This window comes from Streptomyces niphimycinicus (assembly GCF_018883605.1).
Taxonomy (GTDB): Bacteria; Actinomycetota; Actinomycetes; order Streptomycetales; family Streptomycetaceae; genus Streptomyces; species Streptomyces niphimycinicus.
Window position 1 is genome coordinate 24,788 of sequence record NZ_JAHLEM010000094.1, and the last position, 17,456, is coordinate 42,243.

At 71.5% G+C, this 17,456-nt stretch carries 19 protein-coding genes and 1 pseudogene; 19 read left to right on the forward strand and 1 reads right to left on the reverse strand.

Translation table 11 applies throughout. The features are described 5' to 3' along the window. Window positions 1-72 precede the first annotated feature (72 nt). The 18 genes from KN815_RS11190 to KN815_RS11275 all read left to right on the forward strand — a co-directional run bounded on the left by KN815_RS11190 (window position 73) and on the right by KN815_RS11275 (window position 16,363). Window positions 73-873, forward strand: a complete 801-nt coding sequence (locus tag KN815_RS11190) for an SDR family NAD(P)-dependent oxidoreductase (protein ID WP_253208897.1) — start codon at window positions 73-75, stop codon at window positions 871-873. A gap of 175 nt (window positions 874-1,048) precedes the next feature. Further along, window positions 1,049-2,215, forward strand: a complete 1,167-nt coding sequence (locus tag KN815_RS11195) for an acyl-CoA dehydrogenase family protein (RefSeq protein ID WP_216341626.1) — start codon at window positions 1,049-1,051, stop codon at window positions 2,213-2,215. A 94-nt stretch (window positions 2,216-2,309) separates the two neighbouring features. Further along, window positions 2,310-3,098 carry an enoyl-CoA hydratase/isomerase family protein gene (locus KN815_RS11200; protein ID WP_216341627.1) on the forward strand — a complete coding sequence of 263 codons (789 nt, stop codon included), beginning with the start codon at window positions 2,310-2,312 and terminating at the stop codon, window positions 3,096-3,098. A 5-nt stretch (window positions 3,099-3,103) separates the two neighbouring features. Further along, window positions 3,104-3,487 (forward strand): Zn-ribbon domain-containing OB-fold protein, encoded by a 384-nt coding sequence (locus tag KN815_RS11205; protein WP_216341628.1) that lies wholly within the window; start codon window positions 3,104-3,106, stop codon window positions 3,485-3,487. Further along, window positions 3,484-4,629, forward strand: a complete 1,146-nt coding sequence (locus KN815_RS11210) for a thiolase family protein (protein WP_216341629.1) — start codon at window positions 3,484-3,486, stop codon at window positions 4,627-4,629. Before KN815_RS11205 ends, KN815_RS11210 begins: the two co-directional genes overlap by 4 nt. Before the next feature lie 77 nt (window positions 4,630-4,706). Continuing rightward, a complete protein-coding gene (locus KN815_RS11215; RefSeq protein WP_216341630.1) occupies window positions 4,707-5,912 on the forward strand; it encodes an acyl-CoA dehydrogenase family protein in 1,206 nt (401 codons plus the stop codon). Then, complete coding sequence (locus tag KN815_RS11220) at window positions 5,909-6,883, forward strand: phosphotransferase family protein (RefSeq protein WP_216341631.1); 975 nt, start codon at window positions 5,909-5,911, stop codon at window positions 6,881-6,883. Before KN815_RS11215 ends, KN815_RS11220 begins: the two co-directional genes overlap by 4 nt. 36 nt (window positions 6,884-6,919) lie before the next feature. Continuing rightward, window positions 6,920-8,152 (forward strand): acyl-CoA dehydrogenase family protein, encoded by a 1,233-nt coding sequence (locus KN815_RS11225; protein ID WP_216341632.1) that lies wholly within the window; start codon window positions 6,920-6,922, stop codon window positions 8,150-8,152. Next, complete coding sequence (locus KN815_RS11230) at window positions 8,149-8,925, forward strand: SDR family oxidoreductase (protein ID WP_216341633.1); 777 nt, start codon at window positions 8,149-8,151, stop codon at window positions 8,923-8,925. Before KN815_RS11225 ends, KN815_RS11230 begins: the two co-directional genes overlap by 4 nt. Then, a complete protein-coding gene (locus tag KN815_RS11235) occupies window positions 8,922-9,701 on the forward strand; it encodes an SDR family NAD(P)-dependent oxidoreductase (RefSeq protein WP_216341634.1) in 780 nt (259 codons plus the stop codon). The genes KN815_RS11230 and KN815_RS11235 overlap by 4 nt, the downstream gene beginning before the upstream one ends. Continuing rightward, window positions 9,698-10,489: an enoyl-CoA hydratase/isomerase family protein gene (locus KN815_RS11240; RefSeq protein ID WP_216341635.1), complete on the forward strand. Its 792-nt coding sequence runs from the start codon at window positions 9,698-9,700 to the stop codon at window positions 10,487-10,489. Before KN815_RS11235 ends, KN815_RS11240 begins: the two co-directional genes overlap by 4 nt. Before the next feature lie 29 nt (window positions 10,490-10,518). Next, window positions 10,519-11,667 (forward strand): acetyl-CoA C-acetyltransferase, encoded by a 1,149-nt coding sequence (locus tag KN815_RS11245; RefSeq protein WP_216341636.1) that lies wholly within the window; start codon window positions 10,519-10,521, stop codon window positions 11,665-11,667. A 90-nt stretch (window positions 11,668-11,757) separates the two neighbouring features. After that, on the forward strand, window positions 11,758-12,381 hold the full coding sequence (locus KN815_RS11250; protein WP_211122485.1) for a TetR/AcrR family transcriptional regulator: 624 nt from the start codon (window positions 11,758-11,760) through the stop codon (window positions 12,379-12,381). 202 nt (window positions 12,382-12,583) lie between these two features. Beyond that, a complete protein-coding gene (locus KN815_RS11255) occupies window positions 12,584-12,952 on the forward strand; it encodes a nuclear transport factor 2 family protein (protein ID WP_216341637.1) in 369 nt (122 codons plus the stop codon). Continuing rightward, complete coding sequence (locus tag KN815_RS11260) at window positions 12,949-13,326, forward strand: hypothetical protein (protein ID WP_216341638.1); 378 nt, start codon at window positions 12,949-12,951, stop codon at window positions 13,324-13,326. The genes KN815_RS11255 and KN815_RS11260 overlap by 4 nt, the downstream gene beginning before the upstream one ends. 55 nt (window positions 13,327-13,381) lie before the next feature. Next, entirely contained in the window at window positions 13,382-13,702 is a 321-nt protein-coding gene (locus tag KN815_RS11265; RefSeq protein ID WP_216341645.1) for an EthD domain-containing protein, read from the forward strand. Between the two features lie 97 nt (window positions 13,703-13,799). Then, window positions 13,800-15,305, forward strand: a complete 1,506-nt coding sequence (locus KN815_RS11270) for a class I adenylate-forming enzyme family protein (RefSeq protein ID WP_216341639.1) — start codon at window positions 13,800-13,802, stop codon at window positions 15,303-15,305. Then, window positions 15,302-16,363 (forward strand): MBL fold metallo-hydrolase, encoded by a 1,062-nt coding sequence (locus KN815_RS11275; protein WP_216341640.1) that lies wholly within the window; start codon window positions 15,302-15,304, stop codon window positions 16,361-16,363. Before KN815_RS11270 ends, KN815_RS11275 begins: the two co-directional genes overlap by 4 nt. A 65-nt stretch (window positions 16,364-16,428) precedes the next feature. Here KN815_RS11275 and KN815_RS11280 read toward each other — a convergent pair whose 3' ends face one another. Continuing rightward, window positions 16,429-17,187 carry a TetR family transcriptional regulator gene (locus tag KN815_RS11280; protein ID WP_216341641.1) on the reverse strand — a complete coding sequence of 253 codons (759 nt, stop codon included), beginning with the start codon at window positions 17,185-17,187 and terminating at the stop codon, window positions 16,429-16,431. A 132-nt stretch (window positions 17,188-17,319) separates the two neighbouring features. On the opposite strand from KN815_RS11280, the pseudogene KN815_RS11285 reads away from it, so the two are divergent. Beyond that, window positions 17,320-17,456 (forward strand): annotated as a pseudogene (locus KN815_RS11285) (electron transfer flavoprotein subunit beta); the annotation flags it as partial.

Here is a 17,456-nt window from a genome sequence, read left to right on the forward strand (position 1 = left end):
GCGCTGCGGCTGCCACGGTAGCAGAGGTGAAGTCAGTTCAATAGATGGCTGAGGCAACGGAAGGGGATCGGTGTGGCGAGCGAAGAGGTCCGCACGGGGAGGTTCGCCGACAGGGTCGCGATGGTGACGGGGGCCGCCTCGGGCATCGGCGCGGCGGTCGCCCGGCAACTGGCCGCGGAAGGGGCGCGGGCCGTCGTCCTGGCGGACGTGAACGGCGACGGCGCGGCGGCCGTGGCCGAGGGACCGCCCGCCTCCCGGGCACTCGCGCTCGACGTCACGGACGCGGCGGGCGTCGACAGTGCCGTCCAGGATGTACTGCACCGGTACGGGCGCCTCGACATCCTGGTGCACGCGGCGGGGGCCGACGATCCGGAGGCGAAGCAACGCATCGCGGACGCGGCCGTCGAAGGCCGTCCGGTCGAGCTGACCGATTCCCTCGACGACGCCTCCTGGCGGCGGGTCGTGCGCGTGAACCTGGATGGAACCTTCCATGTGCTGCGCGCCGCGGTGCGGGTCATGCGGCCCCGCGGGGCCGGAGCGATCGTGGTGATCGGATCGTCGTCGGCCTTCGACGCGCCCGTCGGCTACCCGCACTACGCCGCCTCCAAGGCGGGTGTGCACGCCCTGGCCCAGGCCGTGGCCAAGGAGGTCATCGCGTCCGGGATCCGGGTGAACCTGGTGGCGCCGGGGCCCACGGACACGGGGATGGCGGCCCGCACCCCCGAGGCGCTGCGGTCTACCTTCGCCGACCCGCGGGTGCGCCCGTACGCGACGCCCGAGGAGATATCCGAGATCGCCCTCTTCCTCGCGAGCGATGCCGCGGCGAACCTCGGCGCGGTGCTGCTCGCCAATGGTGGCCGGTTCACCGCCTGAGCGGAGCCGGGCGCACCCCGATCCGGGGCGCACCCTGATCCGGGGCGCGCCCTGATCCCGCCCGCCCGATCCTGGCGCCGGATGGTCTTGCCTGCCTGGAGTCCCATGCCTACGGTCATGAATTGAGTTCAATTCTTGCGCTCCTCGCCCGCCGTACGAGCACGATGGAGATCCCATGCACCGTCGCCACCCCGAGATCGACCCCCAGTTGCTGTCCGAAACGGATGAACAGCGACAACTGCGCACCGTCCTGCGGGACCTCTATGCCGAGGCGAGTGGTATCGAGGAGGTGCGCAAGCATCTGGCCACCCCGCGCGGATACGACGAGGCGCTCTGGGCCCGGCTCGCGGGCGAGATCGGCGTCCACGGCCTGGCCATTCCGGAGGAGTACGGCGGGTCGGGCTTCACCTTCGCCGAGCTGGCCGTGGCCCTGGAGGAATCCGGGCGCGCCCTGTACTGCGCGCCGCTGCTCCCCACGGTGGTCCTGGCCGCACACGCCCTGCTGCTCAGCGGCGACCGTACGGCATGCGAGCGCTATCTGCCCCGGATCGCCGACGGCACGCTCACCGCCACCGTGGCCGGGTTCGGCCCCGATGGCCGTTCCGGTGGGTCCCGCGAGCCCGCCGTCACCGCGGAACAGGGGAGCAACGGCTGGGTGCTGTGCGGCCGGGCGGACTTCGTGCTCGACGGGGCCGGCGCGGAGCTGGTCCTCGTACGCGCCGGAACACCCGCCGGACCTCGGATCTTCGCCTGTGAGCCCGCCCCCGGCACCTGCCTGCGGACCCCGCGCCGCGTCCTGGACGAGACGCGGCGCCAGGCGCTGGTGGAGTTCAGGGGTGCCCCGGCCACCGCCGTGGGCACGGCGGAGCAGGCCGAGGGCGCGGTTTCGGCCACGCTGGACACCGGGCGGGCCGCGCTGGCGGCCGAGCAGGTCGGCGGCAGCGGGCACGCGCTGGGCGCCACGGTCGCCTTCGTGGCCCAGCGCCACCAGTTCGGCCGCCCCATCGGGTCCTTCCAGGCCGTCAAGCACCGGCTGGCCGATGTGCTGGTGGCGCTGGAGGCGGCGCGCTCGGGGTCCGCGTACGCGACCGCCTGCGCCGCCATCGCCTCGCCGCAGTTGCCGGTGGCCGCCTGCGCCGCCGCCGTGGTCTGCTCCGAGACCTTCCGCATGGCGACGGCCGAGTACGTCCAGTTGCACGGCGGGATCGGCTTCACCTGGGAGCACCCGGCTCATCTGTATGTGCGCCGGGCGCGCGGCGCCGAGGTGCTGTTCGGCACGGCGGACCAGCACCGGACCCGGCTCGCCGGGCTCGTGGGCCTCGCCCCTCGCCCCGCCGCCTGAACCCGAATAGGTGTGTCTCGATCAAGGGCTTGACACCGTGCGGCTCCGGAATCAAAGTTGTAATGAATTCAGTTCAGTTTCAGAGGGGTGAGGGATGACAACGGAAGAAGAGATCCAGTTCGAGCGCGACGGCCACGTCGCCCGTGTGTGGCTCAACCGTCCGTGGAAGAAGAACTGCGTCACCGTGCCGATCCTGGACCGGCTCGACGAGATCATCACCGAGGTGGACGAGGACCCCGAGCTGCGGGTCCTGGTGGTGCGCGGCCGTGGCGGCACGTTCTGCTCGGGGTTCGACCTCGACAGCCTGAAGGCCGACTACGTCGGCAAGTCGAACGCGATCGACGTCGCGGTGAAGTCCGCGAAGGTGTGCGACCGCCTGTACTCGATGAAGACCCCCTCGGTCGCGGTCCTGGAGGGCCATGTCACCGCGGGCGGCTTCGAGATCATGATCTCCTGCGACTTCGCCATCTCCGCCGACGACGCGAAGATCGGCGACTTCCACATCCGCCGCGCGCTGTTCGGCGGGGCCGGTCCGATCTACCGGGTGCCGCGCATGATCGGCATCCGTAAGACCAAGGAGCTGATGCTCACCGGCAAGCTGCTCTCCGGCATCGAGGCCGCCGAGTTCGGCCTGATCAACAAGTCGGCCCCGGCCGAGGAGCTGGACGCGACGGTCGAGGAGTTCATCAGCCACCTCGCCGACAAGAGCCCCTTCACCATGTGGCTCACGAAGATGACGATCGACCGCAGCCTGGACGCCGACACCCAGTCCCTGATGGTGATGGAGCACCTCGCCGTGGGCGTGGCGCTCAACTCCGAGGACGCGAACGAGGGCGTGTCGGCGTTCCTGGAGAAGCGCGAACCCAAGTGGCAGGGGCGCTGATCCGGATGACCACGGATCCGCGGAGCCCTGCCGCCGGCGGGCTCCAGGGCGCACGCTGCTCCGGCTGCTCGGTGACGGTGTACCCCGCGGACGACACGTGCCCGCGCTGCGGAGGGCCGGCCGATCCGGCGGCCCTCCAGGGCACGGGCACGCTGTGGACCTGGACGGTGCAGCGGTACGCCCCCAAGTCGCCGCCCTACCAGGCCCCGCCCGGAGGCTTCGAGCCGTTCGCGCTCGGCTATGTCGAGCTGGCGGAGGGCGTGCGGGTGGCCGCCGTCCTCGATGTCGAGGACCTCGACGCCGTCCGCATCGGCATGCCGCTCTCCGTGACCGCCGGTCCCGGGGTGCCCCGGGCCAGACCCACACCCCTGAGCGAGGAGGGCTCTTGAGCACCGATGTGCTGATCTGCGGCGCGGGGCGCACCCCGTTCGGCCGGTCGGAGGCGGCCGGCCGGCAGCTCGCCGTCGCCGCCGTGAACGCCGCGCTGGCGGACGCCGGGATCGCGTGGCCGCGGGTGCGGGCCGCGTTCGGCGGCAGCGACAGCGCGGGCCTCGCGGACACCCTGGTGGCCCAACTCGGCCTCACCGGGCTGCCGTTCGTCAATGTGAAGAACGGCTGCGCCACCGGTGGCAGCGCACTGATCTCCGCCGTGAACGCGATCCGCTCCGGTATGGCGGACGTCGTCCTCGCCGTCGGCTTCGACAAACACCCGCGCGGCGCCTTCGACCCCAGGCCCGAGGACTGGGGCCTGGGCGCGGAGTACGGCAGCGACGGGCTGATGGTGACCACCCAGTTCTTCGGCATGAAGATCCAGCGCTATATGCTCGACCACGGGATCACCCCGCGGACCCTGGCGCTGGTCGCCGAGAAGGCGTACCGCAACGGTGGCCTGACCCCCGAGGCATGGCGGCGCGAACCGGTGTCCGCCGCGGAGATCCTGGAATCCGGCATGGTCAGCGATCCGCTGACCCGCTTCATGTTCTGCTCCCCGGGAGCGGGCGCGGCGGCGCTGGTCCTCTGCTCGCCCGAGGCCGCCCGCGCGATGGACGGCACACCGGTCACCCTGCGCTCGGCGGCCGTACGCACCCGGCGCTTCGGCTCGTTCGAGGTGTTCAGCCCGTGGATTCCCGGGGGCACACTGACCAGCGTCAGCCGTGACGCCTCGGCCGCCGCCTTCGAGGAGGCGGGGCTCGGCCCCGGCGATGTCGACGTCTGCCAGCTTCAGGACACCGAGAGTGGCGCCGAGGTCATGCACATGGCCGAGTGCGGATTCTGCGAGGACGGCGAGCAGGAGCGGCTGATCGCCTCCGGCGCCACCGCGATCGGCGGGACACTGCCGGTCAACACCGACGGCGGCTGCATCGCCAACGGCGAACCCATCGGCGCCTCGGGACTGCGCCAGGTCTACGAGGTCGTCCAGCAACTGCGCGGCCGGGCCGGTGAGCGCCAGGTCCCGGACCGCCCCAGGATCGGCTTCACCCATGTGTACGGCGCCCCCGGCGTGAGCGCCTGCACGGTCCTGTCCCGTTGAAAGTCCCGCCGAATGTCCCGCCGAATGTCCGGCGGAACGTCCCGCCGAACGGCCCCCGATCGGAGGTGGAGGAAGAGATGAGCGGTATCCCGGAACCCGATGAGTTCCGCGCCGAGGCCCGGACGTGGCTCGCCGGAGTGGCCCGGCCCCGCGCCACGGGCGGGGAGTGGGGCAGCGGCTCCGACTCCGTCGCCGTATTCGAGAACTGGACCGAGGAGCAGGAGCGCGAGCACACCGCCCGCGTCCAGGAGTGGGAACGCACCCGCTACGACCAGGGCTGGTCCGCGCTGAACTGGCCGCAGGAGTACGGCGGACGAAGTCTGCCCGCGTACTACGAGCAGCTCTACCGCGGTGAGGAGGCGGCCTTCGACGTACCGCACCGCCCCGAGATCTTCCCCGTCACCCAAGCGCTCGTCGCCCCCGCGATCGGCCTGTGGGGCACCGAGGAACAGAAGAGCCGCTGGCTCGTGCCCATGCTGCGCACCGACGAACTGGCCTGCCAGTTGTTCTCGGAGACCGAGGCGGGCTCCGACCTCGCCGCGGTGCGCACCCGGGCGGTGCGCGAGGGAGACGACGCCTGGGTGCTGACCGGGCACAAGGTGTGGACCTCCGGGGCCCGCGTGGCGACCTGGGGCGTGGCGGTGTGCCACACCGATCCGGACGTCCGCAAGCACGCCGGGATCACCGTCTTCCTGGTGCGCATGGACGCGCCGGGCGTCACCGTACGGCCCATCCGGCAGATGACCGGTGGCACCAGCTTCAACGAGGTCTACCTGGACGGTGTGCGGGTGCCCGACACCGACCGGCTCGGGCCGGTCGGCGAGGGGTGGCGGGTCACGCTCAGTGTGCTGGCCGCCGAACGGCTCGACTCCGGCAGCCTCGGCCTGGACAACGCCGACCGGGCGCTGGACCTGGCCGGAAACCTGTCGCGCCCGCTCACCGGTGGCGAACAGCAGCGGGCCGCCGACCTCCACCTCCGCACCCTCGTCCAGCGGCTCATGGGACTGCGGGTGACCGCCGCTCTCGTCGCCGGGCGCGAACCGGGCGCCGAGGCATCGGTCGGCAAGCTGTACGCCACCGAGACCATGCGGCGCACCAGCGACCTGGTGTCCGAGCTGCTGGGGCCGAGCCTCGTGGCGGACACGGGGGAGTGGGGCACCTACGCCTGGACGGAACACCTCTTGGGCGCCCCCGGCTACAGCATCGCGGGCGGCACCGACGAGATCCAGCGCACCATCCTCGCCGAGCGCGTACTCGGCCTGCCCAAGGAGCCCGTCCGATGAGCATGGCCACCCAGGTGCCGGAGCTGGCCGCCCGGGTCCGCGACCGGCTCGCCCGCCACCACCCGGGCGCGCCGGTCGGCGAGTTGACGGTGCTGCCGGGCGGCCACTCCGGGCTGACCTACGAGGTGGCGGCCGGGGACGCCCGCTACGTTGTCAAGGCGGTGCCCCCGGGGCAGCGGCCCGTCGGACGCAACGACGTCCTGCGCCAGTCACGGGTGCTCGGCGCGCTGGCCGGATCCATGGTGCCGGTGCCGGGCGTCGTGGCCGTCGACGAGACCCAACCGGCCTGGTTCGCCATGGATTTCGCGGCCGGGGAGGCCATCGAGCCGGTACTGGACGACCATGAGGTGGACCCCGCGACGGCCCGCGCCCGGATGCTGGAGATCGCCTCCGTCCTGCGCCGGCTGCACGGCACCGATGTGCACACGCCCGGGCTCGACGCGCCCGCACCGCTGGACGCCGCCGGTGAGCTGGAGCGGTGGAGCCGCACCCTGCGGGCCGTTCCCGTCGAACTGCGGCCCGACGGCGAGGAGTTGCTCGCGCGTCTCGCCGACGGCGTACCCCACGGCCTCCCACCGGTGCTGCTGCACGGCGACTTCCGGCTCGGCAATGTGCTGTGCGTGGGCGAGCGCGCGGTGGCCGTCGTCGACTGGGAGATCTGGAGCGTCGGCGACCCGCGCATCGACCTGGGCTGGTTCCTGCTCTTCGCCGACCACCGCAACTTCCCCCAACTGGGACACGCCGTGCCCGGACTGCCCGGCGAGGCCGAACTGCTGGACACCTACCTCGACGGGCGGCCCGCACTGCCCGCGATGGACTGGTTCCGGGCACTCGGCCGCATGAAGATGGCCGCGATCATGGGCCATAACCTGCGCCGGCACCGCGAGGGCAAGCATCACGACCCGGACCAGGAACGCCTGCCGCCCACCATCGCCGCGATGATCCGCACCGCCCGCGACATCCTCGGCTGATCCGCAGCGGTACGCCCCCACCCAACAGGAGCAATCGTGGATTTCGGATACTCGCCACGGGCGAGTGAACTCCAGGACCGCATGCGGTCGTTCATGGACGAACACGTCTTCCCCGCGGAGACGACGTACGACCGGCAACTGGCCGAAGGGGAGAACCCGCACGCCCTGCCGCCGGTGATGGCCGAGCTGAAGGAGAAGGCCCGCGCCGAGGGCCTGTGGAACCTCTTCATGGCCGACGGCGACTGGGGCGCGGGGCTCACCAACCTCGAATACGCGCCGCTCATGGAGCTGGCGGGCCGCTCCATCATCGGCCCCGAGGTGTTCAACTGCTCGGCGCCCGACACCGGCAACATGGAGCTGCTCGCCCTATACGCCACCCCCGAGCAGCGGGAACGCTGGCTGCGCCCGCTGCTCGACGCTCGGATCCGCTCCTGCTTCGCCATGACCGAGCCGGAGGTCGCGAGCTCCGACGCCCGCAACATCCGCACCCGCATCACCCGCGACGGCGACAGCTACGTCGTCAACGGCCGCAAGTGGTACACCTCCGGGATCCTCGACCCCGACTGCAAGCTGATCATCCTGATGGGCAAGACCGACCCGGACGCGCCCACCTACCGGCAGCAGTCCATGCTGCTCGTCCCCCGGGACACCCCGGGCGTCACGGTCCTGCGCGACCTGCCGATGTTCGGCTACACCGACCGGCTCGGACACGGCGATGTGCTCTTCGAGAACGTCCGCGTGCCGGTCGAGAACATCCTCGGCGGGGAGGGCGAGGGCTTCGCGCTCGCCCAGGGACGGCTCGGTCCCGGCCGGATGCACTACGCGATGCGCGCCGTGGGCTTCGCCGAGCGCGCCCTGCGGCTGATGTGCGAGCGCGTCACCGAACGCACCGCCTTCGGCGGACCGCTCGCCGACCAGGGAGTGGTCCGGGAGTGGATCGCCCGCAGCCGCATCGAGATCGAGCAGTTGCGTCTCCTCGTCCTCAAATCGGCCTGGCTGATGGACACCGTGGGCAACGCCGCCGCCCGTATGGAGGTCGCCGCCATCAAGGTCGCGGCGCTGGAGGTCGCCCACAAGGTGGTCGACCGGGCGGTGCAGGCACACGGCGCGGCGGGCGTCAGCGACGACACCGTACTGGCCCGGCTGTACGCCATCACCCGGGCGCTACAGATCGCCGACGGCCCCGACGAAGTCCATCTGCGCACGGTGGCCCGCCAGGAACTCGCGCAATACAAGAAGAAGACCGGCACGGAGACAGGAGCGGCGTGAGCGCCAACAGCCTCGACGGCAAGGTGGCCGTCATCACCGGCGGATCCCGTGGCATCGGCCTCGGCATCGCCACCGCCTACCGGGCGGCCGGCGCACATGTGGTGATCGCGGCCCGTAAACCGGCCGGACTCGCCGCGGCCCGCGAGGAGTTGCTGCGCGTCAAGGGCGACGGCGATGTGCACACGGTGGTGGCGAACGCCGGTGAACCCGAGCAGGCCGAGCGGTGTGTCGAGGAGACCATGGCCCGCTTCGGCCGCCTCGACATCCTCGTCAACAACGCGGCCACCAACCCGTACCACGGCGATCTGCTCGACCTGGACCTGCCGCGCGCGGAGAAGACCGTCCGCGTCAACCAGTACGGCATGATCGCCTGGACCCGGTGCGCCTGGCGCGCCTGGATGGCCGAACACGGGGGAGCGGTGGTCAACATCGCCTCCGTCGGCGGGCTCGTCGTCGACCCGCATATCGGCTACTACAACGCCACCAAGGCCGCCATGCTCCATATGACCCGGCAGCTCGCCTACGAACTGGGGCCGCACGCCCGCGTCAACGCCATCGCCCCCGGCCTGATCAAGACCGAGCTGGCGCGGGCGGTATGGGAGGTCCGCGAGCCGATCCTCACCGCCAAGCTGCCGCTGCGGCGCCTGGGCACCGTGGCGGACGTGGCCCACGCGGCGCTGTTCCTGGCCTCCGACGCCTCCTCCTGGATGACCGGCCAGACCCTGGTGCTGGACGGCGGCGCGACCGCCCTGCCGATCGGGGTGGAGGGATGAGTGCGCCCCGGCCCGCCGCGGAACTGTTCTCGCTCGAGGGCCGGACGGCCGTGGTCACCGGCGCGTCCGCGGGGCTCGGCGCACGCTTCGCCGCCGTTCTCGCACAGGCAGGCGCCACCGTGTACGCCGCCGCCCGGCGGATCGACCGGCTGACGGAACTCGCCGACTCCGACGCCCGAATCCACCCCGTCGCCTGCGATGTCTCGCTCGCCGCCGACCGTACGCGGCTGATCGAGACCGCGCGGGCCGCCACCGGCCGCATCGACATCCTGGTCAACAACGCGGCCACGTCCGGCGAGACCCGCGCCGAGGACGAATCCCCGGACGCCTTCGCCGACGTCCTCGGCGTCAACCTCACCGCCCCCTTCCACCTGGCACGCCTCGTGGCCGAGGAACCCGCCGGGGACGGCGCGCCGCCCCGCAGCGTCATCAACGTCTCCTCCATCCTCGGCCTGGTCACCGCCGCCCCCCTGGGCGGCGCGAGCTACGTGGCGTCCAAGGCCGGACTGATCGGGCTCACCCGCGAGCTGGCCGGACAGTGGGGCCCGGGCGGAACCCGCGTCAACGCGCTCGCCCCGGGCTGGTTCCGCACCGAGATGACCGCGGACCTCTTCGGCGACGAGCGCTCCAGCCGCTGGGTCGAGCGCAACACCCTGCTGCGGCGCGGCGGCGACGCCCAGGAACTCGACGGCGCGCTGCTGTTCCTGGCCTCGGACGCCTCCTCGTACTGCACCGGGCAGGTGCTGACCGTCGACGGCGGCTGGACCGCGCGATGAGGGTCGGCATCGAGATCGACGGCGGCCTGGCCCGCGTCACCCTGCGCCGCGGCGAGGCGGGCAACGCCATCGACCTGGAGATGGCACGCGAACTGCTGGACGCGGCGCGGGTCTGCGCGGCCGAGCCCGTACGGGCCGTGCTGCTGACCGGCGAGGGGAAGTCCTTCTGCGTCGGCGGCGACCTCGGGGAGTTCTCCCGGCTCTCCGGTGAGCCGCTGGAGAAGCACCTCAGCACGGTGACCGGCGCGCTCCACGAGGCCCTGCGCATGTTCGCGGCGGGCGACGCGCCCGTGGTGGCCGCCGTGCAGGGAGCCGTCGCCGGTGCGGGCATCGGCCTGGCCGCGTCCGCCGATGTGACCCTCGCCGCCGACAACGCCTCGTTCACCACCGCCTATACCGGGATCGGCTATTCACCGGACGCCGGAGTGAGCTGGTTCCTGCCCCGGCTCATCGGCCCGAAGCGGGCCCTGGACCTGCTGCTGACCAACCGCCGCATCAAGGCGGCGGAAGCCGAGGCCATCGGCCTGGTGAGCCGGACCGTCGCCCCCGGCCTGCTGGCCGCCGAGGCCCTCCGCACGGCCGAGGCGCTGTGCGGCGGACCCACCGCCGCCTTCGGCGCCACCCGCCGTCTCGTCGCCACCGGGCTGACCGCGGACCTCGGCACGCATCTGGACCGCGAGGCCCGTGCGATCGCCGCCGCGGCCGCCTCCGCCACGGGCCGCGAGGGCGTCGCCGCCTTCCTGGGCAAGCGGGCGCCCGACTTCACCCGCGCCGCCCCCAGCACCTGACACCTCCCCGAAACCCCTGGAGCCCCACCGTGTCGGAAGCATTCATCGTCGGAGCCGTCCGCACCCCCGTCGGCCGCCGCAAGGGCACGCTCAGCGGCGTGCACCCCGCCGACCTCGGCGCCCACGTACTGCGCGCCCTGCTGGAGCGCACCGGAGCCGACCCGGGCGCCGTGGACGACGTGTACTTCGGGTGCGTCAGCCAGATCGGCGCGCAGACCGGCAACGTCGCACGCACCGCATGGCTGTCGGCCGGGCTGCCGCAGCACGTCCCCGGCACCACCATCGACCGCCAGTGCGGATCCTCCCAGCAGGCCGTGCACTTCGCCGCCCAGGCGGTCGGCTCCGGGGCCGCCGATCTGGTGGTGGCCGGCGGGGTGGAGGTGATGAGCCTGGTGCCCATCGCCAGCCCCATGACCGTCGGTGAACAGGCCGGTATGGGCAGCCCGTACGCGGGTGACGGCTGGCGCGAGCACTTCGGGGACCAGGAGGTCTCCCAGTTCCACGGGGCCGAACTGATCGCCGAGAAGTGGGGCGTCTCCCGGGCGGACATGGAGGAATTCGCGCTCACCAGCCACCAGCGCGCCCTCGCCGCCCATGCCGACGGCGCCTTCGACGACGAGATCACCCCGGCCTTCGGGCTCACCGCCGACGAGGGCCCGCGCGCCGACACCACCCTGGAGAAGATGGCCGGGCTGAAGACCCTCACCGAGGACGGCCGGCTGACCGCCGCGGTCTCCAGCCAGATCTCCGACGGAGCCGCCGCCCTGCTGATCGCGTCCGAGGAGGCGGTGCGCCGCCACGGCCTGACCCCGCTCGCGCGCGTGCACACCATGGCCGTCGTCGGCTCCGATCCGATCCATATGCTGACCGGTCCGATCCCCGCCACCGAGAAGGTCCTGGACCGGGCCGGGCTGTCGATCGGCGACATCGATCTGGTGGAGATCAACGAGGCGTTCGCCTCCGTCGTCCTCGCCTGGCAGAAGGAGATCGGCCCCGACCCGCAGCGGGTCAACGCCTTCGGCGGCGCCATCGCGCTCGGCCATCCCCTCGGCGCCACCGGCGCCCGCCTCATGACCACGCTCGTCCACCAACTGCGCAGGACCGGTGGGCGCTACGGTCTTCAGACGATGTGCGAGGGCGGCGGGATGGCGAACGCGACCGTGCTGGAGCGCCTTTGACCCGGCGCTGTTCACGTCGATTGGCAACTGAGTTCAACTTGGGGCTACTCTCGGGTACGGACACGGTGGGCGGCAGCCAGGAGACGAGGCATGGCGACGAGAATCGTTGAACCGGAAGCGGGGCCGAGGTCCAAGCGCGCCGCCATCCTGGCGGCCGCCGTCGACTGCTTCGGCGAGACGGGATTCGAGGCCACCAAGTGGTCCACCGTGGCGGAGCGGGTCGGCATCGGGCAGACCGCGCTGTACCACTACTTCGAGTCCAAGACGCACTGCCTGCTGACCATCATGCGGCTGGAGCTCCAGCGGTCGCATGACAAGTTCACGGAGGCGACCGAGGGCGTCGAGGACCCGACCGAGGCGCTCCGGGCAGCCGTGCGCGCGGCCTACGACGTCTCGGACCAAGAGGTCCTCCAGATGCGGATCCTGCACAACCACATGGATCTGCTCTCCGGCACGCGCAAGTCCAAGCGGGAGGAGGCCGAGCGCGTCGAGGCCCGCAAGCTGGTCCAGCTCGTCGAGCGGAACTGGACGAACCTGCTGGTCCGGGGCATGTCCATGGGCGCCTTCCCGCTCCGGGACGCACAACTGCTGGGCTCGGGTGTGCTGGGCCTGATCGTCAGCGTCTGGCGGTGGTACCGGCCCTCGGGGCCGACGCCGCTGTCGGAGGTCAGCGAGCTGATCGAGGGCGCCTGCGTACGCATGGTCGCCACCTGACCCCCTGAGCGGCCCTGTCGCTTCCGGCCCCCGGCGGATATCCGCCGGGGGCCGTTTCGCGTTTCGTACGGACTCTTGTCAGCCGTGTTTCCCCGGGATTAGCATCCAACCTGAATTGAACTGAACTCAGGTTGATCTGGGGCCGTCGCAGCGGCCGCGGATCGCCGGGAGCGCTCGGCCACCCCATCGAAAGGGCGCAGTCATGACGTTGCGCACGTATATGGCCAGTATGGACAGCGACCATCCGGAACGGACGCTGGACCTGCTCGAACCCGACTTCCGCTTCCTCATCGCCCTGCCGGGCAGTGAGGTCACCGGCAAGTCCAAGGAGGACTTCGCCGCCTACATCGCCGGCCGGAATCCCAAGGACCGGTCGCATGAGATCCTGCGCCACAGCCGGGACGGCGACGTCGAGACCGTGTACGGGGTGGTGACGGAGGGCGGGCGGTACACCGGCTCCTTCCTCTCCGCCGCGGTGATCTCGCACGGCGGCCTCCTGTCGCGCTACCAGTCCTTCTTCACCACCTCCTTCGAACTGGTCGACTGGGCGGACGACGGGAGCCGGGCATGACGGACACCCCGGCCGCGGCCCCCTTCCTCACCGCGTGGTTCGAGATACTGGACGGTGACGAGCCGTCCCGGATCCTCGACCTGATCAGCGACGACTTCTCGCTGTCCATCCTGTTCTCCACCGGCGACGGCAACGCCACCGACTTCGCCGGGGACCGCGCCGCCCTCGTCGGCTATCTCGAACAGCGTGAGAAGGGCACCCGCACCCACCACATGCTGTCGGCCACCACGCTCGGCCAGGACGAGCTGTTCCTGGGCGAGGTACGACGCGCGGGCGTCCCCGAGGCCGGCTTCGTCGCCGCCGGGCAGGTGAACGGCGAAGGCCGGCTGCGGCGCCTGCTGATCGGGCGCTCATCCGAGATCCGCTTCACCTGAGCGGTATCGGATCCGCTCACCACCCCATCCCCTCGACCCCGTGCGGAGCACCGTCATGTACAACCTGGTCCTGCTGGCAGCCCGGCCCCCGGAGTGGACGCATGAGCAGTTCATCACCTGGTGGCGCGGCGACCACGCGGAGCTGACCTACCGCCTGCCCGGGCTGCGCGCCTGGCGCCACACCGATATCGACACCGCTCTGGAGCCGCGTTCCGAGGGCTGGGACGGGATCTCCGTGCTCGGCTTCGACTCCCCGGAGGACCTGAAGAAGGCCCTCGCGAGCCCCGAGTGGGCCGCGGCCGTCGCCCAGGTCGGCGACATGAAGGGCCGCCGGATCGCGGTCATGGGACACGAGGCGGAGATGTTCGCCGCCTGAGAATCCTGAGGATTCCGGGCCGCCCGGCGCGGTCCGGCGGCAGGGCAAGCACCAGAGTTCGGCAAACGGAGTTCGGCACAGCGCGACGAGGGGCAGGATGCGACAGGTAGTGCGGGAGTTCCAGCAGAAGGCGGAAGAGGCCGACTTCATCGCCGTGATCGACGACACCGGCAGCCATCCGGCCCGGCAACTGCTCGACGAGGCCCAACGGCTGGCCGGAGCGCTGTCCCCGGGCGAGCCCGACGGCTCGGTCGGCACCGTCCTGGTCCAGGCGGACAACTCATGGCGCACCGTCGCCGCCACCCTCGCCGTGGGACTGCGCGGCGGGGTCCTCGCGGTGGTCAATCGGCACACCACACCCGCCGAGTTCACCGCCGCATGGGAGGACATCCGCCCGGACGCCGTCGTCGCCGAGCCCTCGGCGATGGACGAGTGGGCCGTGCCCACCCGGCTGCCCGACCCGGCACGGACCGTGCTCGACGGCTGGGCCTGCCGGTCCGCACCCGGAAAACGCGAGGTGTCGCGGTGGTCCGGCGGCGCCCTCATCGGCCTCACCTCCGGATCGACCGGGCGCCCCAAAGGCGTCGTCCAGTCCGAGCGGGCCCTGCGCTACGCCGCCACGAGCACCATCGACGTCAACGGCCTGGCACCGGGCGACGCCATCGCCGCGATCGTGCCGCTGTCGTCCACGGCGGCCTACTGCTTCGGGGTCTATCTCTCCCTTGTGCTGCGCGGGCCCCTCGTCCTGACCGGGAAGTGGGACCGGGCGGTCGCACTGCGGCGGATGGCCGAGGCCGGTGTCCGCTGGACCATGTGCGTACCGACCATGGCGCTTCAGATGGGCACCGAAGCGGCCGGCTCCGGCATTCTGCGGGGCGTCCGGTCGATCACCGTCGGCGGCGGGCCCATGGACCGCGGAGCCCTGGCCAGGGCCGAACAGTCCCTGGGCACCAAGATCCTCCGCGTCTTCGGCATGTCCGAATGCCTGGGCCACACCACGCCGAGCCCCGACGACCCCGAGGAGATCCGGCTCGGCAGAGACGGCCGCCCCTTCCCGGGGACGGACGTACGCGCGCTCACCGCCGACGGTCAGGCGGCCGGGCCCGGAGTGACCGGCCGGGCGCAGGTCCGCGGCCCCTCCCTCTTCCTCGGATACGCCCGCGAGGGCAGAACCGATCCGCCGGCGCTGACGGAGGACGGCTATCTGCCCACCGGCGACCTGCTGATGGTCCACGAGGACGGCACCCTCACCGTCATGGGCCGCGAGAAGGACATCATCATCCGCGGCGGCCGCAACATCGACATCACCGAGATCGAGCGCGCGGTCGCCAGCCATCCACGCGTGGCCAGAGCCTGTGTCGCGCCGGTCCCCGACGATGTCCTCGGCGAACGCGTGGCGCTGCTCGTCGTCGCCGAGGACGGCGGCGGCGTCGAACTGGACGAGGTGACCGGCCATCTGGAGAGCGTCGGTCTGTCCAAGACCAAATGGCCCGAGTACGTCTACGACGTCGAGGAACTGCCCCAGACAAAGGTCGGCAAGCTCGACCGGGGCGGAGCCCGGGAGCTGGCCATCAGGCTGCACACCCGCGAGGGAGGATCATGACGGCACGGTTCGACCAGGCTCCCTGGGCGGCGGCCGGAATCCAGACCGTACAGCCCGGGGTGCACCGCGTGCCGCTGCCACTTCCCGGCGACGGGCTGCGCGCCGTCAACGTCTACCTCCTGGAGGATCTGGCCGACGACGGCATCGTCATGATCGACGGGGGCTGGGCGATCCCCGAGGCGCGCAAGGTGCTCGAGGACGCCCTGGCCGCCATCGACCGCGACCCCGGCGACATCAGCCACATCCTGGTCACCCATATCCACCGCGACCACTACACCCAGGCGGTGGAACTGCGCCGGCTGCTGGGCTCGCGCGTCTACCTCGGCGCCGGGGAACTCCCCGGCCTGGAGATGCTCGACCGGTTGCGCAGCGACCAGCCGGTGGGCTCACTGCGGACCCTGCGCGCGGCGGGAGCAGGGGACCTCGCCGACCAGATCGAGGCGATGGACCACGGCGGCTACGACCCGAGTGTGTGGGAGGCACCCGACCGCTGGCTCGGCGCGGAGACCCTGCGCTTCGGCGAGCGCGAACTGCGTGTCGTCCCCACCCCCGGACACACCAAGGGCCATGTGGTCTTCCTGGACGAAGAGCGGGGGCTGGTGTTCTCCGGGGATCACGTCCTGCCGCATATCACCCCGTCCATCGGCTTCGAGCTGGCCGAGCCCGGCGGCCGTCCGCTCGCCGACTACCTGGACTCGCTACGGCTGATGACCCGCTACGCCGACGCCCGCCTGCTGCCCGCACACGGGCCGGTGGCCGACAGCACCCACACCCGGGTCGCCGAACTGCTCGACCATCACGACGAGCGGCTGGCCAGAAGCCTGGCGGCGCTGGGCGAGAACACACTCGACGCCCACGCGGTGGCGCGCCGGCTCGCCTGGACGCGCCGTGCCGTGCCGTTCGCGGAGTTGAGCGCCTTCAACCAGATGCTCGCGATCAATGAGACGGCCGCCCATTTGGATGTCCTGGTGCTGCGGGGCCGGGCGACGGTGGCATTCGCCGACGGTGTGCATCGGTACTCGCGGGCGGCAACGAACGGGTCGGCGCCGCCCTCATGAACCCGGCATCTGGCCACGGTATGGCACTGAGTACCCGCCCAAGGTGCTGAGTGCCACGCCGGTGGCTAGTCGTCCCCCAGCGTCTTCTCGATCTTCTGCACCACGCGCCACAGGGGAGCCTTCCGTGGCGCGACGATGACCACCACATCGTCCTCCTCGCTCCCCGGCGCGGCGGCGGCGCCGCTCTCCGCGGATTCGTCGGCACTGCCCCACGTCTGCCGGACGAAGGCCAGCGATTGATCCACCGCCTTCGGGCCATCGCCGTGCCCCCCGCCGCGCAGCCAGGTCCGCAGTCCGCTGTTGTGCGCGGCGACGATGGCCGCGGCCTCCACTTCGGCCCGCAGGGCTCCGTTCGGGTCCCCCGCATAGCGTTGCCGCAGGTAGTGGGCCAGGGTGCGCTCGTAGCGGTGTACGACGGACAGCTCGTAGCCGCGCAGGCTGGGCACCTCGCGGGTGAGCCGATAACGCCGCACGGAGAACTCCGGGTTCGCGGCATACATCCGCATGACGAGGCGGGCCGCGTCACAGATCACATCGAGCGGTTCGCCGTCGGTGCTCGTCGCGAGGAAGGCGCTCATCTCGGTCAGGCAGCGCTCATGGTCGGGGAAGACGACGTCTTCCTTGGACGGGAAGTAGCGGAAGAACGACCGTCGCCCCACTCCGGCCCGCGCCACGATGTCGTCCACCGTGGTCCGCTCGAAGCCATGCTCCACGAAGAGTTGGAACGCGGCCTCGATGAGCACCTCGCGCATGGGTGCTCTGCCGGACGGCCCGGGCCCGCTCACCGCTGGGGTCGCCCTGCCCTCGTCGCGTACGTCCGCCATGAAGGGAACGTAGCATCAGCGCGTGGCGAGAGCGACACTGAGTACCTTTACTGAGGGTACTGAGTGCCATACTCTCGTTCAGGTGCTCCGGTGGGGCAGCGCGGACATCCACGAACAGTAAGGAGAGCCGGCGTGAGCTTGAGGATCGTTGTCTGTGTGAAGTATGTGCCCGACGCCACTGGCGACCGGCACTTCGCCGAGGACCTGACCGTCGATCGCGACGATGTGGACGGCCTGCTGTCGGAGCTGGACGAGTACGCGGTCGAGCA